Origin of the sequence: Streptomyces sp. NBC_00080 (assembly GCF_045041255.1) — a bacterium.
GTDB lineage: Bacteria > Actinomycetota > Actinomycetes > Streptomycetales > Streptomycetaceae > Streptomyces > Streptomyces coriariae.
In genome coordinates this window covers 5,030,901-5,054,971 of the sequence record NZ_CP108235.1, presented here as the reverse complement: position 1 = coordinate 5,054,971, position 24,071 = coordinate 5,030,901, and the positions used below count along the sequence as shown (strand labels likewise).

The 24,071-nt window shown below is 67.5% G+C and carries 14 protein-coding genes and 3 rRNA genes; 9 read left to right on the top strand and 8 right to left on the bottom strand.

The features are described from left to right. Positions 1-12: 12 nt before the first annotated feature. On the bottom strand, positions 13-1,248 hold the full coding sequence (locus tag OHU34_RS22640; protein ID WP_142265004.1) for a phosphatidylserine/phosphatidylglycerophosphate/cardiolipin synthase family protein: 1,236 nt from the start codon (positions 1,246-1,248) through the stop codon (positions 13-15). Between the two features lie 350 nt (positions 1,249-1,598). Here OHU34_RS22640 and OHU34_RS22635 point away from each other — a divergent pair, with 350 nt between their 5' ends. The 8 genes from OHU34_RS22635 (at position 1,599) to OHU34_RS22600 (ending at position 12,188) form a co-directional block, all read left to right on the top strand. Further along, positions 1,599-2,855, top strand: a complete 1,257-nt coding sequence (locus OHU34_RS22635) for a PP2C family protein-serine/threonine phosphatase (protein ID WP_405768019.1) — start codon at positions 1,599-1,601, stop codon at positions 2,853-2,855. A 292-nt stretch (positions 2,856-3,147) separates the two neighbouring features. Then, complete coding sequence (locus tag OHU34_RS22630) at positions 3,148-4,488, top strand: peptidase S8 (RefSeq protein WP_405768016.1); 1,341 nt, start codon at positions 3,148-3,150, stop codon at positions 4,486-4,488. Positions 4,489-4,898: 410 nt separating this feature from the next. Next, positions 4,899-5,207 carry a hypothetical protein gene (locus OHU34_RS22625; protein ID WP_003991275.1) on the top strand — a complete coding sequence of 103 codons (309 nt, stop codon included), beginning with the start codon at positions 4,899-4,901 and terminating at the stop codon, positions 5,205-5,207. A 201-nt stretch (positions 5,208-5,408) separates the two neighbouring features. Further along, positions 5,409-6,257, top strand: a complete 849-nt coding sequence (locus tag OHU34_RS22620) for a hypothetical protein (protein ID WP_142265007.1) — start codon at positions 5,409-5,411, stop codon at positions 6,255-6,257. Further along, positions 6,247-7,590, top strand: coding sequence for a hypothetical protein (locus OHU34_RS22615; protein ID WP_142265008.1), 1,344 nt, complete (start codon positions 6,247-6,249; stop codon positions 7,588-7,590). Before OHU34_RS22620 ends, OHU34_RS22615 begins: the two co-directional genes overlap by 11 nt. Next, positions 7,587-9,146, top strand: coding sequence for an SCO6880 family protein (locus OHU34_RS22610; RefSeq protein WP_142265009.1), 1,560 nt, complete (start codon positions 7,587-7,589; stop codon positions 9,144-9,146). Before OHU34_RS22615 ends, OHU34_RS22610 begins: the two co-directional genes overlap by 4 nt. Before the next feature lie 14 nt (positions 9,147-9,160). Beyond that, a complete protein-coding gene (locus OHU34_RS22605) occupies positions 9,161-10,591 on the top strand; it encodes an ATP-binding protein (protein ID WP_020133082.1) in 1,431 nt (476 codons plus the stop codon). Positions 10,592-10,610: 19 nt separating this feature from the next. Continuing rightward, positions 10,611-12,188: a type VI secretion protein gene (locus OHU34_RS22600; protein ID WP_405768012.1), complete on the top strand. Its 1,578-nt coding sequence runs from the start codon at positions 10,611-10,613 to the stop codon at positions 12,186-12,188. Here the strand turns inward: OHU34_RS22600 and OHU34_RS22595 are convergent. From OHU34_RS22595 to OHU34_RS22575, 5 genes are all read right to left on the bottom strand, one after another. Then, positions 12,177-12,746, bottom strand: coding sequence for a GNAT family N-acetyltransferase (locus OHU34_RS22595; RefSeq protein WP_405768010.1), 570 nt, complete (start codon positions 12,744-12,746; stop codon positions 12,177-12,179). The two genes, OHU34_RS22600 and OHU34_RS22595, sit on opposite strands and share 12 nt — an antisense overlap. Before the next feature lie 62 nt (positions 12,747-12,808). Next, positions 12,809-12,925, bottom strand: a 5S ribosomal RNA gene (rrf, locus tag OHU34_RS22590). Positions 12,926-13,015: 90 nt separating this feature from the next. After that, a 23S ribosomal RNA gene (locus OHU34_RS22585) occupies positions 13,016-16,138 on the bottom strand. A 314-nt stretch (positions 16,139-16,452) separates the two neighbouring features. Next, positions 16,453-17,978, bottom strand: a 16S ribosomal RNA gene (locus tag OHU34_RS22580). The 16S, 23S and 5S rRNA genes sit together here, the layout of an rRNA operon. 672 nt (positions 17,979-18,650) lie before the next feature. Continuing rightward, the gene (locus OHU34_RS22575; protein ID WP_020665696.1) at positions 18,651-19,217 is read right to left on the bottom strand and encodes a MarR family winged helix-turn-helix transcriptional regulator; all 567 of its coding nucleotides are present in this window, start codon (positions 19,215-19,217) and stop codon (positions 18,651-18,653) included. A gap of 188 nt (positions 19,218-19,405) precedes the next feature. Here OHU34_RS22575 and OHU34_RS22570 point away from each other — a divergent pair, with 188 nt between their 5' ends. Further along, entirely contained in the window at positions 19,406-20,665 is a 1,260-nt protein-coding gene (locus OHU34_RS22570; RefSeq protein WP_200839726.1) for an MFS transporter, read from the top strand. A gap of 106 nt (positions 20,666-20,771) precedes the next feature. Here OHU34_RS22570 and OHU34_RS22565 read toward each other — a convergent pair whose 3' ends face one another. Together OHU34_RS22565 and OHU34_RS22560 are read right to left on the bottom strand one after the other, a co-directional pair. Continuing rightward, positions 20,772-22,424: a SpoIIE family protein phosphatase gene (locus tag OHU34_RS22565; RefSeq protein WP_142265015.1), complete on the bottom strand. Its 1,653-nt coding sequence runs from the start codon at positions 22,422-22,424 to the stop codon at positions 20,772-20,774. Between the two features lie 260 nt (positions 22,425-22,684). Next, positions 22,685-24,064 (bottom strand): NAD(P)/FAD-dependent oxidoreductase, encoded by a 1,380-nt coding sequence (locus tag OHU34_RS22560; protein ID WP_142265016.1) that lies wholly within the window; start codon positions 24,062-24,064, stop codon positions 22,685-22,687. Positions 24,065-24,071 lie beyond the last annotated feature (7 nt).

Below are 24,071 nucleotides of genomic sequence, written 5' to 3'. Positions count from 1 at the left end.
GCAGACACAGCGTCACAGAAAACGGCGGATGGGCATGACGGCGACCTCTCGCGCCCGCTGGAGCGTCGAGCGCCGCTTCCAGCGGCCCTCCCGGATCAGCGCGGCGGCCTTCAGGTCGTCGTCGAAGTGGCCGTCGAGCGTGGCCGTGAACTCCTGGTCCAGCACGGCGAGCATGATCTCCTCGTCGTGGTCGAGGGACCGGCGGTTGAAGTTGGTCGAGCCCACCAGCGCGGCGACGCCGTCGACGGTGATGACCTTGGCGTGCATCATCGTCGGCTGGTACTGGTAGATCTTCACGCCACAGGCGGTGAGGTCCTCGTAGTAGTGCTGACCTGCGAGCTGGCAGACCCGCTTGTCGGTGTGCGGACCGGGCAGCAGGATCTCCACCTCCACACCCCGCCGCGCGGTGGCGCACAGGAGTTCGATGAAGAAGACGTCCGGCGAGAAGTAGGCGGTGGCCAGCCGGAAGCGGTCCTCGGCGGACTCCAGCATCACCCGGATCAGGGTCTGCATGTCCTGCCAGCCGAAGCTGGCCGATCCACGGACCACCTGCACCACCGCGTCGCCCTGCGGACGGTGCGCGACGAACCGGTCGCGGTCGTCGAAGAGCTCGTCGTGGCATTCGGCCCAGTTCTGCGCGAAGGCGGCGGCGATGCCGTCCACGGCCGGCCCGCGGACCTCGACGTGGGTGTCACGCCATTCGCGCTCGTTGCGGGCGTTGCCGCACCACTCCTCGGCGATACCGACACCGCCGGTGAACGCCGCCTGCTCGTCCACGACGAGGACCTTGCGATGGCAGCGGTGGTTCTGCTTGAAGGGCGAAAGGGTCACGGGTCTGCGGAACCAGGCCACCTGCACCCCGGCCCGTTCCATCTCCTCCAGCAGCTCCTTCTCGATCAGCCGGCTGCCGAACCCGTCCAGCAGCAGCCTCACCCGCACACCCGCCTCGGCCCGGTCGGCCAGCGCCCGCGCGAACTCGCCGGCGATGTCTCCCCGCCAGTACACGAACGTCATCATGTCCACGGTGTGCTCGGCGGCCCGGATGGCCGCCAGCATCGCCGGAAAGATCTCGTCTCCGTTGCGCAGGGCGGTGAGCGCGTTGCCCTCGGTCGCCGCGATGCCGATCAGCCGCTCCAGGCGACGGCGTATCCGCACGGCACGCTCCTGGACGCGCTCCTGCACCCGCTCCGGTGCCGACGCGTCGGCAGCGGGGGCGATCAGCTCGGGCCGGTCCTGCGTACTGGTCATGAGGTCACCTGCCGGCACTCACCGAGGACAATGAGCCGCACTGCCCGGTCCGGCGCGGGGCGCGGCGAGCGGGCTGTACGCCCCGCACCACAACCCGCCCGGTGAGAGCGACGCCCGCCCGACCACCCCCTGTACCCCCGGCGATGTTCCGTACGCCTGACGTGGGCACGGCACGTCCGCGGATTCCGACCGCGAAGGGGGTGCTCTGCGAGAATATGACGTATGACTGCACGTCGAAGGGCCGTGCGGAGCGGAAGCCGGCTGGTCCCCCCGGACGCGGACGGCCACCGCGGCCAGGCCGCCGCACCGCAGGAACCGGCCGCGATCACCCACTGCGTCACAGCGGCACGATGACGAGCGGGACCGGCAACGGCGCGAGCGGCGGTCACCCGTCGCCCGAGGAGCTGCCCGGCGACGACCGGGCGGCGTCCTCCGCGCTGCTGGAGGACAGCGTCGAGGACCTGTACGAGCACGCGCCGTGCGGCTTCCTCTCCACGCTGCCGGACGGCACGATCGCGAAGATCAACGCGACCCTGCTGCACTGGCTCGGCCACGCCCGCGGCGACCTGGTGGGCCGCAGGACGTTCTCCGACCTGCTGACCGTGGGGGGCCGCATCTACCACGAGACCCACTTCGGCCCCCTGCTGCGCATGCAGGGCGAGATCAGCGGGATCGCCCTGGAACTCGAGGCGGCCGACGGCAGCCGTCTGCCCGTCCTGGTCACCTCCACGGTCAAGTCAGGCAGCGACGGACAGCCGGTGATGATCCGCACCACCGTCTTCGACGCCCGCGACCGGCGCGCCTACGAGACCGAACTGCTGCGTGCCCGCCGGCAGGCGGAGGACGAACGCGCGGAGCTCATGCGCCTCAACGCCACACTCCAGCAAACCCTGCTGCCTCCGGCGCTGGTGAACGTGCCCGGACTGGACGTGGCCGCGCACTACCACATCGCCTCCCCCGACAAGGTCGGCGGCGACTTCTACGATCTCTTCCCGCTCGCCGCGGGGACCTGGGGGCTGTTCCTGGGCGACGTCTGCGGCAAGGGCGCCGCGGCCGCGGCGGTCACCTCCCTGGCCCGCTACACCCTGCGTGCCGCCGCGGTCTACGACCCCGACCCGGTCGCCGTCCTGACCAACCTCAACACCGTGCTCAACCACGAGTACAACGGTGACGACCCCCGCTTCTGCACCGTCGTCTTCGGACTGCTCACGCCCGACACCGGTCACGGCGGCTTCCGCGTCACTCTGGCCGGCGGCGGCCACCCCCCGGCCCTGCTCCTGCGGGCGGACGGCAGCGTCGCCCACCTGGACACCCCCGGCGGACAGCTCCTCGGCGTCCTGCCCGACGCCCACATCGCCACCATCACCGTCCACCTCGAGGCGGGCGACACCCTGCTGCTCCACACCGACGGCCTCACCGAGGCGCACACGGCCGCGAACAGCGACGACGACCGCTACGGGGACGAGGCGCTCCTCGACTTCGCCCGGGCTCTCGCGCCCACCACCGCGACCGACGCCGTCGCCGCGATCCGCGAGCTGCTCGACACCTTCGGCACCGGCGTCGACGACGACACGGCCGTCCTCGCCATCAGCGTGCCCCGGCCCTGAGGCGCCGACGCCGCAGTCCCCGCACGTCCCCACGGCCCGGCCGCGACAGCGCCGGGCCGTCCGAGGTCAAGCGCCGGCCATCGCCGCACCATCCGCCCGCCATTGATCAGCAATCCCCGAACCCCCTTCAGTATTGCGGAAGTCAGGATTCCGCCACCCATCTTGTTGTCGCGTACTCAACAAGGGAACAGTCGTCCGCGGGCCGCCGCCCGCCACCGGGGACCACGTACCGGTGGCACGCACCACCCCCCACCCGCACCGCCCCTGTCACCCCATCTTCAGGAGCTGTCCGTTGCGTACGACGACTTCCCCCAACTCCTCCGCCATATCCGGCAGATGGCGCCGCATCGGCGCCTCGGCCCTCGGCACCGCCGCCCTCGTGCTCGCCGGATTCGGCACCGCGGCCCACGCGAGCGCGGCACCCACCGCCCCCACCAAGTCCACGCCCGACAAGGTCACTTGGGCGGCCACCCCCTGTGCCACCCCCCAGCACAAGGGCGACCTGGCCTGTAACTCCTTCCGCGTGACCGGCGGCACCACGGCCTTCCAGAAGGAACGCGCCGCCGAGACCGGCAAGGCCGCCCAGGTCACCCCGAAGGCCGCTGCCGCGACCCCCACCGGCTACGGCCCGTCCGACCTCCAGGACGCCTACGGCCTGACCGACGCGGCCTCGGCCGACGGCTCAGGCGAGACCATCGCGATCGTCGACGCCTACGACGACCCCAACGCCGCCGCCGACCTCGCCAAGTACCGCACGTACTACGGCCTCCCCGCCTGCACGGTCGCCAACGGCTGCTTCAAGAAGGTGAGCCAGAGCGGCTCCACCACCTCCCTCCCCAGCGCCGACAGCGGCTGGGCCGAGGAGGAGTCACTCGACCTCGACATGGCCGGCGCCGTCTGCCCGAACTGCAACATCCTGCTCGTCGAGGCCACCTCCGCGTCCATGGCCAACCTCGGCAAGGCCGTGAACGAGGCCGTGGCCCTGGGCGCCAAGTTCGTCTCCAACAGCTACGGCGGCTCGGAGTCCTCCTCGGACACGTCGTACGACACCTCGTACTTCAAGCACGCGGGCGTCGCCATCACCGTCAGCGCCGGTGACGAGGGCTACGGCGCCGAATACCCGGCCGCCTCCAAGTACGTGACGTCCGTCGGCGGCACCGCCCTGTCCACGTCCTCCACGACCCGCGGGTGGACCGAGAAGGTCTGGAACACCAGCTCCACCGAGGGCACCGGCTCCGGCTGCTCCGCCTACGACACCAAGCCGACCTGGCAGACCGACACGGGCTGCGCCAAGCGCACCGTCTCCGACGTCTCTGCCGTGGCCGACCCGGCGACCGGCGTCTCGGTCTACGACTCCTACGGCGTCACCGCCGGCTGGTACACCTTCGGCGGCACCAGCGCCTCCGCGCCGATCATCGCCGCGGTCTACGCCCTCGCCGGCACCCCGGGCAGCGGCGACTACCCGGCCTCCTACCCCTACGCGGCCGCCGGCACCTCCGCCCTGAACGACGTCACCAGCGGCAGCAACGGCACCTGCTCCTCGAGCGCCGCCTACCTCTGCACCGCCAAGTCGGGCTACGACGGCCCCACCGGCCTCGGCACCCCGCAGGGCACGGACGCCTTCACCGGCTGACCCGCCGTCAGGCGAAAGCCACAACAGAACAGCCACCGTGGGCCGTGGGGGCCACACGTGGTGAAAGGACGAGCGGGCCGCGGCATCCAGCCGTGGCCCGTTCGCCATGCCCGGTGTGCGCAACGTCATGAGAACATCGAAACGTACGCTCACCCGACCAGCCGTCAGAAACGGCGCAGGGCCGTGAAGTGGGCTAACGACGGAACCACACCACAGGTTCCGCTCCGGCCTCATTGCCCGGCGTGACCTGCCGTGATACACAGAGTGACCATACGAGCTATTCGTACGACTCCCGTCCGCCAATGACGCCAAGTCGACATACGACGGCGCCTTTGTCGGCGAGAATGAGGCGTGACCTCTGCACACCCGCAGAGGAACTGCGGAACTACCCATCAGGGGCGGTGACTTACATGCTGTTCGCGGCCGACAAAGGCGATATCAACACCATCATCGGTGGGATCGCTCCGGACTGGGGGCCCTTCGGCAGCCTGGGCAACGAGGCCAAGGTGATGATCGAGGTCGTGATGGCGGTCGCCATCCTCCTCTGCCTCGGCATCGCCATCTGGGGCGCGGCCAAGCAGCGCATCGGCGCTACCGCCCTGCGGGACACCTTCAGTGCGGAACAGGGCAAGGGCCTCATCATCGCCGGGCTGACAGGGGTCTTCATCATCGGCTCCCTCGGGACGCTGTTCACCATCGTGTACGGCATGGCCGTGTAGCCGCGGCCTCCGCACCACCCCCAGTACCGTCCGGGCACGCCCGGCCCGCCACCCCCACCCACCTGTCGTGCCCACCGGCTGAGGTTGCGTTTCCCTGATGTCCCTGATGTCGAGTCACCACACCGCGCCCGCGCGGGAACCAGCACGGCTACCGTCGTACTTGTACGCGTCCCGGTACGGCAGCGAGGGGGCCTACGCGGCATGACTCCCGGCGACGAACACGACTACGGCGAATCCGCGCGCTCCGACGAGGGGCACGGGTACGGCAGGACCCGCCTCCGACTGCCCGAGAACGACCCCTACGGCGGCGCCCGCAGAGGCGGCCGTTCGTCCTCACGGAGCCTGGTCACGGTGGTCGGCGTCGTCGTCCTCCTCATCGCGGCGATCGCCTTCGCGAACCGCGGAGGAGACGATTCCTCTTCCACCTCGGCCAACGGCACGACCGGCGACAAGCCGGACGCGACCAGCACGGCGGCCACCGGCACGAAGCCGGTGGACGCGAAGACGGGCGGCATCCCCTCGGGGTTCGCACACACCCAGCAGGGTGCCCAGTCGGCCGCCGCCAACTACGCGGTGGCGCTCGGCTCGACCGGGATGTTCCGGACGGACAGCCGGCACGACCTCGTCGACACCGTCTACACCACCGCCGCCGCGGCCAGACTTCAGGGCGCCATGGACCAGGCGTACTCGACCGACTTCCTCGCCAAGATGGGCCTGGACGCCGACGGGAACGCCCCGCAGGGCGAGACCTTCGTCTCCCGGGTGGTACCCGTGGGCACCACGCCCCAGGCCTACTCGGCCACCACCGCCAAGGTCGCCGTCTGGTACCTGGGCCTCATCGGCATGTCCGGGACGAGTTCCACCGACCCCGTCACCTCGTCATGGAAGACGTGGACCTTCGACCTCCAGTGGACCGACGGTGACTGGAAGATCGTCAGCGACGAGCAGAAGGACGGGCCCGCCCCCGTCCCCGGCGACGACCAGGCCGCCACCTCCGACGAGATCAGCAAGGCCATCGAGGAGTACGGAGGGTTCACGTATGCCCGCTAACCCGCGCCGCCTGCTCACGCTCGCCGGAGCCGTGACGGCCGTCCAGACCTCGGCCGTCCTGCTGGCCACCCGCGCCTTCGCGGCCCCGACGCCCGACCCGACGCCCTCCTCCTCGCCCTCCCCGTCCGGCAGCCTGGACTGCAGGCTCATCTCCGGCGAGGCCAAGAAGTACTGCGAGAGGGGCAACGCGGACTCGGGCGCCACCACCAACCCCGGCGTCTCCGACACCCTCGACCCCCTCTCCTCCCTCGCCAAGGGCTGTGCCGACGCCGCGTCCTGGACCGTCGACAAGCTCAGCGAGGCCGTCAAGGACACCGCGAACGTCGACTTCACCAACGAGCGGTTCCTCAAGCAGTACGCCGTCGTCTTCGCCGCCTCGACCGTCCTGACCCTCCTGCTGTGGCTGCTGGCCGTCGCCAAGAGGGCGGTGCGCGGAGTCCCCCTGACCACCGCCATCGGCGAAGCCGTCGGCTTCCTCTGGCTGACCGTCCTGGCCTCCGCCTTCACCCCCCTCATCCTCTACACGGTCGTATCCGCCACCGACGGCATCACCGACGTCCTCGCGAAGACCACCGGCAACCAGACCGACACGTTCTTCGGCACCTTCTCCGCAGCCCTGTCCAAGGGCGAGGACATCGGCGGCGGCCCGATCATGCTGATCGTGGTGTCCCTGGTGTCGATCCTCGCGGCCGGGGTGCTGTGGCTGGAGCTCGTCATCCGGGCCGCCCTGCTCTACGTGGGCGCCCTGCTCGGCACCGTCGTCTACGCGGGCCTGGTCGACAAGAACCTGTGGAGCCACGTCCGCCGCTGGGCCGGCATCATGATCGCCGTCATCCTGGTCAAACCGGTCATCGTGATCGTGCTCGGCCTCGCCGGGGCACTGTCCACCGCCGAGGGCCCGAACGCCTTCTCCGCCGTCGTCTCCGGCCTCTCCATCATCCTGCTCGCCATCTTCGCCAGCGCGATGATCTACCGCTTCGTCCCCGGCTTCGGCGACGAGATCGCCGGCTCCCGCAACAACCGCATCATGCAGGGCGCCGAGGGCAAGGCGGCGGCCGTCATCAGCTCCCCGGCGACCCTCGTCGCCCAGGGCATCAAGGCGCACAGCACCCGTGCGGACAACAACGGCGGCCAGTCCGGGTCCTCCGGCGCCCGCCCCTCCAACCCCGCCTCCGGCGGCGTCGCCGCGCACAGTTCGCGCACCCCGAACGGGGGCGGCGGATCTGTCCCCTCCGCCGCACCCGCTCCCCGCGCGAGCAGCCCGGTCAACACCCCGCACGCGAGCAACACCCGCAACAGCAGCAACAACCGCACGGGAGGTGAAGGGCGTTGACGGCTGATTCCCACGTGTCCCACGCGATCACGCCCCGCCGTACATATCTGATCGGCCGCGCCCGGCCGAACGCGATCGTCGGCCGCAACCGCGAGACCGGCGAGATCGCGCTCATCGTCGTCGGCGCGTTCCTCGGCATGATGTGCGGCCTTCTCGTCCCCGTCCTCGCCCTGCGGATCGTGCTGCTCAGCGGCTTCCCGATGATCGCGCTGGCCGCCGTCTACGTGCCGTACAAGCACCGCACGTTCTACAAGTGGTTCGAGATCAACCGCAGCTACAAGCGCACCCTGCGCCAGGGCACGGCCTACCGCTCCACGGTCATGGAGGCGGGCACCCGGCTCGACGGCCAGGAGATCGAGATCGGCCCGCCCCCGGGCATCGGCCGCATCAGCTGGCTGGCCGCCCCCTTCGGCCCCGACGAGATCGCCGTACTCCTGCACGCCGACCGCCGCACGGTGACGGCCGCCATCGAGATCGAGGGCCCGGGCGTCGGCCTGCGCGACAGCGAGGACCAGGAGGCCCTGGTCGACCGCTTCGGCACCCTCCTCAAGCACGTGGCGAACGGCGACGGCTTCGTCACCCGCATCCAGATGCTCGCCCGCACCCTCCCCGCCGACCCCGACGCCCACGCCAAGGACGTCGCCGTCCGCGGGGACGAGAAAACCCCCGACTGGCTGGCCCGCTCCTACGACCAGCTCCAGTCCATGGTGTCCACGAGCAGCGAGCAGCACCGCGCCTACCTCGTCGCCTGTATGCACTACACCCGCGAACTGGCCGCCGAGGCCCACGCCATGGCCCGCGCCGCCCGCCCCCGGTCGGGCCGCAAACTGGACCGCGACGCGGGCCTGGCGGTGGTCATGGCCCGCGAGCTGACGGACATCTGCTCCCGCCTCCAGGAGGCGGACATCCGCGTCCGCCAGCCCCTGGGCCAGGGCCGGCTGTCCTCCCTCGTCCACTCCATGTACGACCCGGACCACCCCATCGACCACATCCAGGCGATGACCAAGCGCAACGCCTGGCCGGCCGAGCTGGACGCCATGGAGCCGACCTACCTCCAGGCCAAGACCCGCGAGTCGTCGACCCGTGCCCCGTGGTGCCATGCCACGGCCTGGGTGAAGGAGTGGCCGATGACCCCGGTGGGCGTCAACTTCCTGGCACCGCTCCTCGTCCACACCCCGGACGTCATCCGTACCGTCGCCGTGACCATGGACCTCGAACCCACCGAGGTCGCCATCGAACGCATGCTGACGGAGAAGACGAACGACGACGCCGAGGCGAGCCGGGCCGCCAAGATGAACCGCACCGTCGACCCACGCGACGTGGCAGCCCACTCCCGGCTGGACCAGCGCGGTGAGGACCTGGCGTCCGGCGCGGCCGGGGTGAACCTGGTCGGCTACATCACCGTCTCCTCCCGCAATCCCGAGGCCCTCGCCCGCGACAAACGGACGATAAGGGCGTCGGCCGGCAAGTCGTACCTGAAGCTGGAATGGTGCGACCGAGAGCACCACCGGGCGTTCGTGAACACCCTCCCGTTCGCCACCGGAATCCGAAGGTAGGGGCTGATGAGCTGATGCGGGATCCGCTGTCCGTCCTCACGGACGCCTTCACCTCCTTCCTCTTCGGCAAGGTCGAGACGACCCGGCTGCCGGTGCGTACCTCCACGGGCCAGGCCCAGGCGGTGTACCTGCCGACGGCCGCCCCCGGCCTCGGCGACTCCGGCGTCATCATCGGCCGCGAGGTCTACTCCGGGAAGGGCTACATCTACGACCCCTTCCAGCTGTACGGCCAGCAGCTCCCCGCCCCGCACTGGCTGGTCCTCGGCGAGTCCGGGAACGGCAAGTCGGCGCTGGAGAAGACCTACGTCATGCGCCAGCTGCGCTTCCGCGACCGCCAGGTCGTCGTCCTGGACGCCCAGGGCGAGGACGGCGTCGGCGAATGGAACCTCATCGCGCAGGCGATGGGAATAACTCCTATCCGCCTGGACCCGGCAGCCGCCCTCGACCACGGCATCCGCCTCAACCCGCTGGACCCGTCGATCACCACCACCGGCCAACTGGCGCTGCTGCGCACCATCATCGAGGTGGCGATGGGCCACGGCCTGGACGAACGCTCCGGCTTCGCGCTCAAGGTCGCCCACGCCTACGTCAACGAGACGATCGTGGAGCGCCAGCCCGTCCTTACCGACATCGTCGAACAACTGCGCCACCCCGAGCCGGAGTCGGCGGAGGCGATGAACGTCGCCATAGACGATGTACGGGCCTGGGGCCTGGACGTGGCACTGGTCCTGGACCGCCTGGTCGACGGTGACCTCAGGGGCATGTTCGACGGCCCCACGACGGTGGGCATCGACCTGGACGCTCCACTGATCGTGTTCGATCTGTCCCACATCGACCGCAACTCGATCGCCATGCCGATCCTGATGGCGATCGTCGGGGTCTGGCTGGAGCACACCTGGATCCGCCCCGACCGGAAGAAGCGCATCTTCCTGGTCGAGGAGGCCTGGCACATCATCAACAGCCCGTTCGTGGCCCAGCTGTTCCAGCGACTGCTGAAGTTCGGCCGTCGCCTCGGCCTGTCGTTCGTGGCGGTCGTCCACCACCTGTCCGACGTGGTGGACGGAGCCGCGGCGAAGGAAGCCGCGGCCATCCTGAAGATGGCGTCGACCCGGACCATCTACGCCCAGAAGGCGGACGAGGCGAGGGCGACGGGCCGGGTCATCGGCCTGCCCAGATGGGCGGTGGAGATCATCCCCACCCTCACCCCGGGCATCGCGGTCTGGGACGTCAACGGCAATGTGCAGGTGGTGAAACACCTGATCACCGAGACGGAACGGCCACTCGTCTTCACCGACCGGGCGATGACGGAATCCTCCACCGACCGCACCATGTCCGACGACGACGCACTGCTCGCCGCCGAACTGGAACAGGAACGACGGGCGGCGGCCTTCATGGAACAGCACCTGGCCGACTTGGACGGCTCGTCCGAGTCGACGGTGGCGTAGCGCGGAAGAGGGGGTCGCCATGAGACCGGGAGACGAGCAGCGCCGCGACCCCGGCCACGGCCAGGGAGGCATCCCCGACGGCCTGTTGGTCGGGATACTCGCCTTCCTGCTCGGCATGACCCTGCTGGTCTGGACGGCGACCGGCCTGGCGGCCCTCTTCGCGCACGGCTCCTGGCCGGCGGGCGTCACCTTCGCCCGCACCCCGCTGGCCATGCGCCACCTCATCGCCCGGCCCCACGACATCCCCGGCGCCTGGCCCGAAGCGGAGGCTGCGGACTTCTCGGGCTACGGGCTGTTCTGGGGCCTGTTCATCGGCCAGGTGATGATCCTGCTCGTCCTCACGGTGTTCGTGATGGGGACACTCGCCCGTTGGCGGGCCGTACGAGCGAGGAAGCGCGCAGATCTCGCACCGGCTCCGGCGCCGGTCCAGGAGACCGTGACGCCACCGACGCACCACGAGGTGCCGACCCAACGCGTCGAGACCGCCCCCAGGACGGATGCCGAGCCGCCGACACCGACGCAGCCCCTTCAGCCGACGCCGGCCACGCCGGCCGCCTCGCTCGAACCGTCCCTCCAACCGCAACAGCAACAACAGCCCTCGACATCGGCTGCCGCCGCCCTGTTCCCGGCTGTTCCAGGTGAACGGGTTGCCGGATGGGAAGCCAACCGCTTCGAGGGCGCGGCGCACTACGCCCCGCCGGAGACCCGCCACGCGACGGCGATCCAAGCCATCCGGGACGCCGAGGGCCCCGCCGTCATCCTCACCTCCAGCCCCACCCTCTGGGAGGAGACCAAGGACGCCCGAGCCAAACTGGGCCCGGTCCACCTCTACGACCCCGGCCACCTCTGCGACACCCCGGCCCGCCTCCACTGGTCCCCCACCACGGGCTGCGAGGACAAACAGACCGCGATCTCGCGCGCGACGGCGCTCCTCGCCCCCGTACGTCCCGCCTCGCGGCTCGACCAGGCGGTCAGCGACACCGCCGAAATCCTCCTGCGCAGCTACCTGCACGCCGCGGCCGTCGACGGCCGCACCATCCGCCACGTCCACCGCTGGTCCCAGGGCACCGGCATCCAGGAAGCCGTCCGCACCCTCCGGACCAACCCCAAGGCCGCCCCGGGCGCTGCGGGCGAACTCGAAGCCGCCCTCACCGCCCACCCCGAACGCCGGGACATCGCCCAGGAACTGACTTCCCGTGCCCTCTCCGCCCTGTCCACGGTGAACATCCGCGAGGCGTGCACTCCCAACCGAACTGACGCCCTCGCCTTGGATTCCTTCGTGGACGAAGGGGGAAGTCTCTATGTGCTCGGTGAATCAATCGAGGACCCCAGGACCAGTCCCGGCGCGATGCCGCTCCTGACGGCCCTCGTCTCCAGCGTGGTCGAGCGCGGCCGGCGCATGGCCGAACGGTCATCCTCCGGTCGCCTCGACCCACCAATGTCCCTGGTGCTCGACGACGTGGCGGCCGTGGCCCCCATCCCCCAACTCCCGGACCTGCTGGCCACGGGCACCGACCGGGGCCTGCCGACCCTGGCCCTGCTCCGCTCCCGCGAACAGGCCAAGGCCCGCTGGCCGCACCACGACCTACCGGTCTGACGCCTCGGGGCGCTCGAGGACGAACTCGTGCTCGGTCTCGGTCTCCCCGGTCCCCTGCCCCAACGGCACGGTCCGCCCGCTCGGTATGAACCCCGCCTTGCGGTAAGCCCCCTGCGCCCGCTCGTTCTTCTCGTGGACGATGAGCCGCACCCGCTCGACCCCCGACCGCCAGGCCCAGTCGACGGCAGCGTCGAGCAGCGCCCGCGTCATCCCGCCGCCACGCCACTCGTCCCGCACATAGACCCCGACGATGTGCCCCTGCCGCCGTTCCACGGGGAAACCGGCCCAGTCGACGGTCCCCGCCTCCTCCAGGAGCAGGGTGACCGTCCCCGCCCACTGCCCGTCCTCCGCCTCGGCGACGAACTGACGTACGCCGGCAGCCCCCTCGGCCGCTCCGGCCGCCCGCTCCTGCCAGAAGGAGTCGGGGCGCACCGCGGCAGCCTCATATGTCTCCAGAAAGGCCAGCGGTGCCACCGGATCCCTGAGTGCGAGCAACCGCAGGTCCTTCACCAGGGCCCACTCTTCAGCCCGCACGACCCGAACCACATAGGTGTACATAGAATGCACCGTAACGCAGAAAACCCCCGCACCGTGAGGTGCGGGGGTTTCTCGTAATATTTGTTCGGCGGTGTCCTACTCTCCCACAGGGTCCCCCCTGCAGTACCATCGGCGCTGTAAGGCTTAGCTTCCGGGTTCGGAATGTAACCGGGCGTTTCCCTCACGCTATGACCACCGAAACACTATGAAACTGTCCAGCCGCACCATACCGTGACCATGGCATGGGGCTGTTCGTGGTTTCAGAACCAACACAGTGGACGCGAGCAACTGAGGACAAGCCCTCGGCCTATTAGTACCAGTCAGCTTCACCCATTACTGGGCTTCCACATCCGGCCTATCAACCCAGTCGTCTACTGGGAGCCTTAACCCCTCAAGGGGGTGGGAATACTCATCTCGAAGCAGGCTTCCCGCTTAGATGCTTTCAGCGGTTATCCCTCCCGAACGTAGCCAACCAGCCATGCCCTTGGCAGAACAACTGGCACACCAGAGGTTCGTCCGTCCCGGTCCTCTCGTACTAGGGACAGCCCTTCTCAATATTCCTGCGCGCGCAGCGGATAGGGACCGAACTGTCTCACGACGTTCTAAACCCAGCTCGCGTACCGCTTTAATGGGCGAACAGCCCAACCCTTGGGACCGACTCCAGCCCCAGGATGCGACGAGCCGACATCGAGGTGCCAAACCATCCCGTCGATATGGACTCTTGGGGAAGATCAGCCTGTTATCCCCGGGGTACCTTTTATCCGTTGAGCGACGGCGCTTCCACAAGCCACCGCCGGATCACTAGTCCCGACTTTCGTCCCTGCTCGACCCGTCGGTCTCACAGTCAAGCTCCCTTGTGCACTTACACTCAACACCTGATTGCCAACCAGGCTGAGGGAACCTTTGGGCGCCTCCGTTACTCTTTAGGAGGCAACCGCCCCAGTTAAACTACCCATCAGACACTGTCCCTGATCCGGATCACGGACCCAGGTTAGACATCCAGCACGACCAGAGTGGTATTTCAACGACGACTCACCGTGAACTGGCGTCCACGTTTCAAAGTCTCCCACCTATCCTACACAAGCCGAACCGAACACCAATATCAAACTGTAGTAAAGGTCCCGGGGTCTTTCCGTCCTGCTGCGCGAAACGAGCATCTTTACTCGTAGTGCAATTTCACCGGGCCTATGGTTGAGACAGTCGAGAAGTCGTTACGCCATTCGTGCAGGTCGGAACTTACCCGACAAGGAATTTCGCTACCTTAGGATGGTTATAGTTACCACCGCCGTTTACTGGCGCTTAAGTTCTCAGCTTCGCCACAACGAATTGTGACTAACCGGTCCCCTTAACGTTCCAGCACCGGGCAGGCGTCAGTCCGTATACATCGCCTTACGGCTTCGCACGGACCTGTGTTTTTAGTAAACAGTCGCTTCTCGCTGGTCTCTGCGGCCACCCCCAGCTCGAGCAGCAAGTGCTCTCACCAGACGTGGCCCCCCTTCTCCCGAAGTTACGGGGGCATTTTGCCGAGTTCCTTAACCATAGTTCACCCGAACGCCTCGGTATTCTCTACCTGACCACCTGAGTCGGTTTAGGGTACGGGCCGCCATGAAACTCGCTAGAGGCTTTTCTCGACAGCATAGGATCATCCACTTCGCCACAATCGGCTCGGCATCAGGTCTCAGACTATATGGCGTGCGGATTTGCCTACACACCGTCCTACACCCTTACCCCGGGACAACCACCGCCCGGGATGGACTACCTTCCTGCGTCACCCCATCACTCACCTACTGCAAGTCTGGTTCGTCGGCTCCACCACTTTCCTTTCCCCGAAGGGTCCGGAACGGCTTCACGGACTTAGCATCGCCTGGTTCGATGTTTGACGCTTCACAGCGGGTACCGGAATATCAACCGGTTATCCATCGACTACGCCTGTCGGCCTCGCCTTAGGTCCCGACTTACCCTGGGCAGATCAGCTTGACCCAGGAACCCTTAGTCAATCGGCGCACACGTTTCTCACGTGTGTATCGCTACTCATGCCTGCATTCTCACTCGTGAACCGTCCACAACTCGCTTCCGCGGCTGCTTCACCCGGCACACGACGCTCCCCTACCCATCACAGCGGGCGTTGGCCCTATAGCTGCAATGACACGACTTCGGCGGTACGCTTGAGCCCCGCTACATTGTCGGCGCGGAATCACTAGACCAGTGAGCTATTACGCACTCTTTCAAGGGTGGCTGCTTCTAAGCCAACCTCCTGGTTGTCTGTGCGACTCCACATCCTTTCCCACTTAGCGTACGCTTAGGGGCCTTAGTCGATGCTCTGGGCTGTTTCCCTCTCGACCATGGAGCTTATCCCCCACAGTCTCACTGCCGCGCTCTCACTTACCGGCATTCGGAGTTTGGCTAAGGTCAGTAACCCGGTAGGGCCCATCGCCTATCCAGTGCTCTACCTCCGGCAAGAAACACACGACGCTGCACCTAAATGCATTTCGGGGAGAACCAGCTATCACGGAGTTTGATTGGCCTTTCACCCCTAACCACAGGTCATCCCCCAGGTTTTCAACCCTGGTGGGTTCGGTCCTCCACGAAGTCTTACCTCCGCTTCAACCTGCCCATGGCTAGATCACTCCGCTTCGGGTCTTGAGCGTGCTACTGAAACGCCCTATTCGGACTCGCTTTCGCTACGGCTTCCCCACTCGGGTTAACCTCGCAACACACCGCAAACTCGCAGGCTCATTCTTCAAAAGGCACGCAGTCACGAGACACCAAGCAAGCTTGATGTCCGACGCTCCCACGGCTTGTAGGCACACGGTTTCAGGTACTATTTCACTCCGCTCCCGCGGTACTTTTCACCATTCCCTCACGGTACTATCCGCTATCGGTCACCAGGGAATATTTAGGCTTAGCGGGTGGTCCCGCCAGATTCACACGGGATTTCTCGGGCCCCGTGCTACTTGGGTGTCTCTCAAACGAGCCGTTGACGTTTCGACTACGGGGGTCTTACCCTCTACGCCGGACCTTTCGCATGTCCTTCGCCTACATCAACGGTTTCTGACTCGTCTCACAGCCGGCAGACTGTGAAAGAGAGATCCCACAACCCCGTACACGCAACCCCTGCCGGGTCTCACACGTATACGGTTTGGCCTCATCCGGTTTCGCTCGCCACTACTCCCGGAATCACGGTTGTTTTCTCTTCCTGCGGGTACTGAGATGTTTCACTTCCCCGCGTTCCCTCCACACTGCCTATGTGTTCAGCAGCGGGTGACAGCCCATGACGACTGCCGGGTTTCCCCATTCGGAAACCCCCGGATCAAAGCCTGGTTGACGACTCCCCGGGGACTATCGTGGCCTCCCACGTCCTTCATCGGTTCCTGGTGCCAAGGCATCCACCGTGCGCCCTTAAAAACTTGGCCACAGATGCTCGCGTCCACTGTGCAGTTCTCAAACAACGACCAGCCACCCATCACCCCGAACCCTTAACGGATCCGAGTGCACTGGGGCCGGCATCAGAAGGACGAGCAAACGCTCGCACCCTCAGATACCCAACAGCGTGCCCGGCACCCTCGCCACTCGTGATCAGCTTTCCACGCTCCGAAGAACAGTACTTGCAGCCCGAGATGACTGAGAATGCCGAATAATCAACGTTCCACCCATGAGCAACCAGCATCGGACGTACGCCGATGTACTGGCCTCTGACCGGGCAAGCCCGGTAAGAAGTGCTCCTTAGAAAGGAGGTGATCCAGCCGCACCTTCCGGTACGGCTACCTTGTTACGACTTCGTCCCAATCGCCAGTCCCACCTTCGACAGCTCCCTCCCACAAGGGGTTGGGCCACCGGCTTCGGGTGTTACCGACTTTCGTGACGTGACGGGCGGTGTGTACAAGGCCCGGGAACGTATTCACCGCAGCAATGCTGATCTGCGATTACTAGCAACTCCGACTTCATGGGGTCGAGTTGCAGACCCCAATCCGAACTGAGACCGGCTTTTTGAGATTCGCTCCACCTCACGGTTTCGCAGCTCTTTGTACCGGCCATTGTAGCACGTGTGCAGCCCAAGACATAAGGGGCATGATGACTTGACGTCGTCCCCACCTTCCTCCGAGTTGACCCCGGCAGTCTCCTGTGAGTCCCCATCACCCCGAAGGGCATGCTGGCAACACAGAACAAGGGTTGCGCTCGTTGCGGGACTTAACCCAACATCTCACGACACGAGCTGACGACAGCCATGCACCACCTGTACACCGACCACAAGGGGGCGCCTGTCTCCAGACGTTTCCGGTGTATGTCAAGCCTTGGTAAGGTTCTTCGCGTTGCGTCGAATTAAGCCACATGCTCCGCTGCTTGTGCGGGCCCCCGTCAATTCCTTTGAGTTTTAGCCTTGCGGCCGTACTCCCCAGGCGGGGAACTTAATGCGTTAGCTGCGGCACCGACGACGTGGAATGTCGCCAACACCTAGTTCCCACCGTTTACGGCGTGGACTACCAGGGTATCTAATCCTGTTCGCTCCCCACGCTTTCGCTCCTCAGCGTCAGTAATGGCCCAGAGATCCGCCTTCGCCACCGGTGTTCCTCCTGATATCTGCGCATTTCACCGCTACACCAGGAATTCCGATCTCCCCTACCACACTCTAGTCTGCCCGTATCGAATGCAGACCCGGGGTTAAGCCCCGGGCTTTCACATCCGACGCGACAGACCGCCTACGAGCTCTTTACGCCCAATAATTCCGGACAACGCTTGCGCCCTACGTATTACCGCGGCTGCTGGCACGTAGTTAGCCGGCGCTTCTTCTGCAGGTACCGTCACTTTCGCTTCTTCCCTGCTGAAAGAGGTTTACAACCCGAAGGCCGTCATCCCTCACGCGGCGTCGCTGCATCAGGCTTTCGCCCATTGTGCAATATTCCCCACTGCTGCCTCCCGTAGGAGTCTGGGCCGTGTCTCAGTCCCAGTGTGGCCGGTCGCCCTCTCAGGCCGGCTACCCGTCGTCGCCTTGGTGAGCCATTACCTCACCAACAAGCTGATAGGCCGCGGGCTCATCCTTCACCGCCGGAGCTTTTAACCCCCACCCATGCGAGTGGAAGTATTATCCGGTATTAGACCCCGTTTCCAGGGCTTGTCCCAGAGTGAAGGGCAGATTGCCCACGTGTTACTCACCCGTTCGCCACTAATCCCCACCGAAGTGGTTCATCGTTCGACTTGCATGTGTTAAGCACGCCGCCAGCGTTCGTCCTGAGCCAGGATCAAACTCTCCGTGAATGTTTACCGGTAATCCGGTCGACACCACGAGAGCGGAACAGCCGGGCGGAATAAGCCCGGCCGTTCACAGCGTCCTCGCTGTGTTTTGTTTCAAAGGAACCTCATCCTCGGCTATCACTGCCGGGGACGGGGTATCAACATATCTGGCGTTGATTTTTGGCACGCTGTTGAGTTCTCAAGGAACGGACGCTTCCTTTGTACTCACCCGAGAGACTCTCTCAGGCTTTCCTCCGGGCGCTTCCCTTCGGTCTTGCGTTTCCGACTCTATCAGATCTTTTCTCGACCCGATTTCCTCGGTGCTTTCCAGGCTCCCGCTTTTGTTTCGCGTTTCCCTTTCCGGCGGTTCCGACTCTATCAGATCCTTTCGGGCCTGATTCCCAGTCAGAGGGGGCTTGTCTTCCCGGCTGTTGGGCCGTTCCGACGTCTCAAACCTTAGCGGATCCGCTCGGCAGTTCCTAATCGGGCTGCCGACCCCAAATCGAATTGAATTCGGGCACGCCGAATTCGATCCCGTGGGGAGATCGTGCTGGTGGTTTGTGGTGCCGCTACTGCGGCGGAGGTGCTGTCGAAGAACCGTTACGGCTCCCTAGCAACCCGAAGAACTTTACGGACCCTGGATGGGGATGTCAACCACCCCTGTCAAGATCTTTTAGCCCGACCGGGGCGGGCTGCTCAGTCGAGGTCGCTGAGCCGGCCGCCGGCGTCCGGCTGGGCGTGCTCCACCCGGCGCAGGAGCCTGGTCAGGACCTCGCCCAGGACCGTCCGCTCGTCCGCGGAGAGGTCCTGGAGGAGGTCCTCCTCGAAGACCGTCGCCATGCGCATCGCCTCCAGCCACTTCTCGCGACCCTCGGGCGTCAGCTCGACGATCACGCGCACGCGGTTGGACTCGTCCCGCTCACGGGTCACCAGTCCTTCGGCGAGCATGCGGTCGATCCGGTGGGTCATCGCGGCCGGCGTCAGGCCGAGGCGCTTGGCCAGATCGCTGGGTCCCAGGCGGTAGGGGGCCCCGGAGAGGACCAGTGCCTTGAGGACCTCCCACTCGGCGTTGCTGATGCCCAGGTCCGCTGTCTGGCGGCCATAGGCGACGTTCATCCGGCGGTTCAGGCGGGAGAGCGCCGAGACGATCTTCTCGACCTGGGGGTCGAGGTCCTGGAATTCGCGCTGATAGGCCGCGATCTGCTCTTCGAGGGTCGGCTCGCCGCCGCTGCCGGTGCCGACCGTGCCGGGGGTGTCGCCCATGGGCGCAAGTATCGCACGGAGCTCGTTCGCGTTGAAGTTCTTCGCGGTGTACAGTTTAGCTTCTAACTTTAGCTTCGAAGTCTTCGGCACTAAGTACTGAGGCAGCGGAAGTACTGACGCTGCTCGGGCCCGGTACCGATGACGACCACCTGAGAGAGGTGAACGTGACCAGGGCGAGGGGCGCAGCGATGCGCCGGATCCACGTGGGCAACGCACTCAGCGCGTTCGGGCTCGGCTTCACCGTCCCCTACCTGTACGTCTATGTGGCGCAGGTGCGGGGACTGGGGGCCATGACGGCGGGGCTGGTCCTCGCCGTCTTCGCCGTGGCCGCGCTGATCGTGCTGCCGTTCGCCGGCCGGGCGATCGTGCGGCGCGGTCCACTGCCGGTCCTGCTCGCCGCCCTGGTCACCGCCGCGCTGGGCGCGCTGAGCCTGGGGCTGGCCGGCAACGCCACCGCCGTACTGGCCGCCGCGGCCGCGCTCGGCGCCGGACAGGCCGTGATGCAGCCGGCGCTGGCCACGATGATCGTGGACTGCTCGACCACGGAGACCCGGTCGCGGGCGTTCGCGACACAGTTCTTCCTTCAGAACCTCGGGCTCGGCGTGGGCGGACTGATCGGCGGGCATCTCGTGGACACCACGCGCGTGTCCTCGTTCACGCTGTTGTTCGCCATCGAGGCGGCGATGTTCCTGCTGCTCGCCGTGGTGCTGTCGACCGTGCGGCTGCCGCACGCTCCGCGGGTCGGGGACGCCCCGCAGGCTGCCGGGGGCAGCTGGAAGCGGTTGCTCGGCAACCGGGCGATGGTGCAGCTGTGCGTGCTGGGTTTCGTGCTGTTCTTCGCCTGCTACGGACAGTTCGAGTCGGGGCTGAGCGCGTACGGGGTCGAGGCCGCCGGAATCTCGACGTCCGCGCTCGGGACCGCGCTCGCCGCCAACACCGCGATGATCGTCGTCGCGCAGTTCGCCGTGCTGAAGTTCGTCGAGCGGCAGAAGCGGTCCCGGGTGATCGCGGCCGTGGGGCTGATCTGGGCCGTCGCGTGGGTCGTCGCCGGGTACGCGGGGCTCGGACACGGCAGTCGGGAAATGGCGACGGCCGCGTTCGTGTCGACGTACGCGCTGTTCGGGCTGGGCGAGGCGATGCTGTCGCCGACGATCGCGCCGCTGGTGGCCGATCTGGCGCCGGCCGGTCTGGCGGGACAGTACAACTCGGCGTTCGCCCTGGTGAAGCAGCTCGCGCTGGCCGTCGGGCCGGCGGTGGGCGGGCCGATGGGGGCCTCGCTGCACGCGCCGTACATCGTGACGTTCCTGCTGTTCTCGCTGGGGATCACCTACCTGGCGCTGCGGCTGGGGCGGCAGCTGACCGCCGTCCAGGATCAGCCGTGGCTGGCGCGGAAGCGGGTGGTCGCGCGCGGTGGCGCGGTGGCGGAGCCGGTGGCCGCCGAGGCGTGAGGCGGGTGGAGGCGGTCGTCGTCCGAAAGGACGGCGGCCGCCTTTGCCTTTCCTGTCGGCGGGCGGCCGTGACCCGGCCGGGGTGCCTTCCCCGGCCCTGAGACTGTCACTCCGCGGACTTCGGCAGGACGAACTCGCACCAGACGGCTTTTCCGCCGCCCGGGGTGCGGCGGCTGCCCCAGTGGGAGGCGATCGTGGCGACGATGGCGATGCCTCGGCCCGACTCGTCGCCCGGTTCGGCGCGGCGGCGGCGCGGGAGGTGGTCGTCGCCGTCGGTGACCTCGATGATCAGGCGGCGGTCCGTGCGGCGTAGGCGCAGGCGCATGGGCGGGGTGCCGTGCTGGAGGGAGTTGGCGACGAGTTCGCTGGCGGCGAGGACGCCGAGGTCGTGCAGGTCGGGCGGGAAGCGCCAGCTGGTCAGGACGCCCGAGGCGAAGGCACGCGCGCGTGGGGCCGCCTCGACTCCGCCCAGGAGCTCCAGGGCCGCGTTGCGGAACAGCTCGCCGTCGGGGCCGGTGCGGGCCGGGTGCTGGAGGACCAGGACGGCGACGTCGTCGTCGTGGTCGGCGGTGACGCCGGCCGAGCGGACGAGGCGGTCGCAGACGACCTGGGGGGTGCCGGTCGCGCCGGACAGGGCGCGCTCCAGGGACGCGATGCCTTCGTCGAGGTCTTCGTCCCTGCGCTCGACCAGGCCGTCCGTGTAGAGGACGGCCGTGGAGCCGGGGCCGAGGGGGATCGAGCCGGAGGCGTGCATCCAGCCGCCGGTGCCCAGGGGCGGGCCGGTGGGTTCGTCGGCGCGCAGGACGGTGCCGTTGTCGTCGCGGACCAGGATGGGCAGGTGGCCCGCGGAGGCGTACACCAGTCGGCCCTCGTTGGGGTCGTGGATGGCGTACACGCAGGTGGCGATCTGGTTGGCGTCGATCTCCGCGGCGAGGCCGTCGAGGAGTTGGAGGATCTCGTGCGGGGGCAGGTCGAGGCGGGCGTAGGCGCGGACCGCCGTGCGGAGCTGGCCCATGACGGCTGCCGCGCGGACGCCTCGGCCCATGACGTCGCCGATGACGAGGGCGGTGCGGCCGCCGCCGAGGGTGATGACGTCGTACCAGTCGCCGCCGACCGCGGCCTCGGTGCCGCCGGGCTGGTAGGTGGCGGCGATGCGCAGGTCGTCGGGTTCTTCGAGCTCCTGGGGGAGGAGGGAGCGCTGGAGGGTGACGGCTGTCTCGCGCTGGCGGCGTTCGCTGGTTCTGAGTCGTTCGGCGGCTTCGGCGTGGTCGGTGACGTCGGTGGCGAAGATCAGGACAGCGCCCTTGCCGTTGTCCTCGGCGGCCGGGGTGCAGGTGAAGGTGTAGGAGCGGCCGTCGGGGGCCTTGCGGGACTTCAGGGTGCGGGGCTTGCCGCTGCGCAGGGCCTGGTCGAGGAGGGGCATGAGGCCCAGGTCGCGGAGTTCGGGGAGTGCCTCGGCGGCCGGTTCGCCGCAGGGGCGTACGCCGAAGGCCGCCGCGTAGGCGTCGTTGACGTAGGCGAGGCGGTGGTCGGGGCCGTGCACGAGGGCGACGAGGGCCGGGACGCGGTCGAGGACCTCACGGACCGGGAGCTCGTCGACGGCGGGCACCGGGGGCGGCTCGTCGGTGAGTCGTTCGGCGCGGGCCGCGGGTACGGAGCCTTCGCTCCGCCGGTCCGTGGTGGTGACCGGGTGCTCGGCTCGCGCGGCGGCGCGGCGCTGCGTTCCGGGGAGCCGGGCGCTCCAGCGCGTGAAGTTCACGAATCCTTGCCTCGTGTAGTCGTCGGCGGCCCGGCTCCGGGCCCGGCCTGGGCTGCGGTGGCCGCGCGGCGGTGGCCGCACATTGTTACAGCACCCGGGGTGTGGAGCACGTGGAACGGCCTCGTGGGTCGGGGGGCGGGTGGTGGCCCGCTGGGAAGGGCTCGGGAGGGACTGGAGCAGGGAGCAGTCTGGCAGTGTGGCCGCCGTCCGGGCCGACATTCGTCAGACGTGGGGGCGGTCGGTGGAGTTCCTGGATCCGGTCAGGACGACCCCTTCGGGTCGCCGGAAGACTCGTCAGAAGGCTTTCCACCGGCAGCGAGTTCGAACTCCGCGCGGGGATGTTCGAGGGATCCCAGGGAAACGATCTCCCGTTTGAAGAGCCCGGAGAGGGTCCATTCGGCGAGCACGCGTGCTTTGCGGTTGAAGGTGGGCACGCGGCTGAGGTGGTAGGCGCGGTGCATGAACCAGGCCGGGTAGCCCTTGAGCTTGCGCCCGTAGATGTAGGCGACGCCCTGGTGGAGGCCGAGCGAGGCGACCGAGCCGACGTACTTGTGGGAGTACGGCAGCAGGGGTTCGCCGCGCAGGGAGCGCACGATGTTGTCGGCGAGGACCTTGGCCTGGCGGACGGCGTGCTGGGCGTTCGGAGCGGTCTCCTTGCCGGGCTCGTCGGCCGTCACGTCGGGGACGGCGGCGGCGTCTCCGGCCGCCCACGCGTGCGTGACGCCGTCGATGGCCAGCTCGGGGGTGCATTTCAGTCGGCCTCGTGCGTTCAGCGGGAGGTCGGTGGCGGCGAGGAGCGGGTGGGGTTTCACGCCGGCGGTCCACACGACCGTACGGGTCGGGAAGCGGGCGCCGTCGCTGAGGACGGCGATGCGGTCTGCGCAGGACTCCAGGCGGGTGTCGAGGCGTACGTCGATGTTGCGGCGGCGCAGTTCGCTGACCGTGTAGCGGCCCATGTCGGCGCCGACCTCCGGCAGGATCCGGTCGGAGGCCTCGACCAGGATCCACTTCAGGTCCTCGGGCTTGACGTTGTGGTAGTAGCGCGTGGTGTAGCGGGCCATGTCCTCCAGCTCGCCGAGCGCCTCCACGCCCGCGTAGCCGCCGCCGACGAAGACGAAGGTGAGGGCGGCGTCGCGAATCGCGGGGTCGCGCGTGGAGGAGGCGATGTCCATCTGTTCGATGACGTGGTTGCGCAGCCCGATGGCCTCCTCGACGGTCTTGAAGCCGATGGCGTGGTCGGCGAGGCCGGGGATGGGCAGCGTGCGGGAGACGGAACCGGGCGCGAGGACGAGTTCGTCGTACGTCAGCTGCTGGGGGCCGGTGCCCTCTTCGTCGGTGGCGAGGGTGGTGAGGCTGGCGCTGCGCTTGGCGTGGTCGACGGCGGTGACCTCGCCGACCACGACCCGGCAGTGCGGCAGGACGCGGCGCAGGGGCACGACGACGTGCCGGGGGGAGATGGAGCCCGCGGCGGCCTCGGGGAGGAAGGGCTGGTACGTCATGTACGGGTCGGGTGTGACGACCGTGATCTCGGCCTCGCCCCGGCCGAGTTCCTGTTTCAGCTTCTGCTGGAGCCGCAGGGCCGTGTACATCCCGACGTAGCCGCCGCCGACAACGAGAATGCGCGCACGTTCCTTCACCATCCCATGA

What these genes read in the sequence shown, in the direction of transcription:
- OHU34_RS22640 (WP_142265004.1), bottom strand. Translation starts at nt 1,248, where the DNA reads ATGACCAGTACGCAGGACCGGCCCGAGCTGATCGCCCCCGCTGCCGAC.
- OHU34_RS22635 (WP_405768019.1), top strand. Translation starts at nt 1,599, where the DNA reads ATGACGAGCGGGACCGGCAACGGCGCGAGCGGCGGTCACCCGTCGCCC.
- OHU34_RS22625 (WP_003991275.1), top strand. Translation starts at nt 4,899, where the DNA reads ATGCTGTTCGCGGCCGACAAAGGCGATATCAACACCATCATCGGTGGG.
- OHU34_RS22620 (WP_142265007.1), top strand. Translation starts at nt 5,409, where the DNA reads ATGACTCCCGGCGACGAACACGACTACGGCGAATCCGCGCGCTCCGAC.
- OHU34_RS22615 (WP_142265008.1), top strand. Translation starts at nt 6,247, where the DNA reads ATGCCCGCTAACCCGCGCCGCCTGCTCACGCTCGCCGGAGCCGTGACG.
- OHU34_RS22605 (WP_020133082.1), top strand. Translation starts at nt 9,161, where the DNA reads ATGCGGGATCCGCTGTCCGTCCTCACGGACGCCTTCACCTCCTTCCTC.
- OHU34_RS22600 (WP_405768012.1), top strand. Translation starts at nt 10,611, where the DNA reads ATGAGACCGGGAGACGAGCAGCGCCGCGACCCCGGCCACGGCCAGGGA.
- OHU34_RS22595 (WP_405768010.1), bottom strand. Translation starts at nt 12,746, where the DNA reads ATGTACACCTATGTGGTTCGGGTCGTGCGGGCTGAAGAGTGGGCCCTG.
- OHU34_RS22575 (WP_020665696.1), bottom strand. Translation starts at nt 19,217, where the DNA reads ATGGGCGACACCCCCGGCACGGTCGGCACCGGCAGCGGCGGCGAGCCG.
- OHU34_RS22570 (WP_200839726.1), top strand. Translation starts at nt 19,406, where the DNA reads ATGCGCCGGATCCACGTGGGCAACGCACTCAGCGCGTTCGGGCTCGGC.
- OHU34_RS22560 (WP_142265016.1), bottom strand. Translation starts at nt 24,064, where the DNA reads ATGGTGAAGGAACGTGCGCGCATTCTCGTTGTCGGCGGCGGCTACGTC.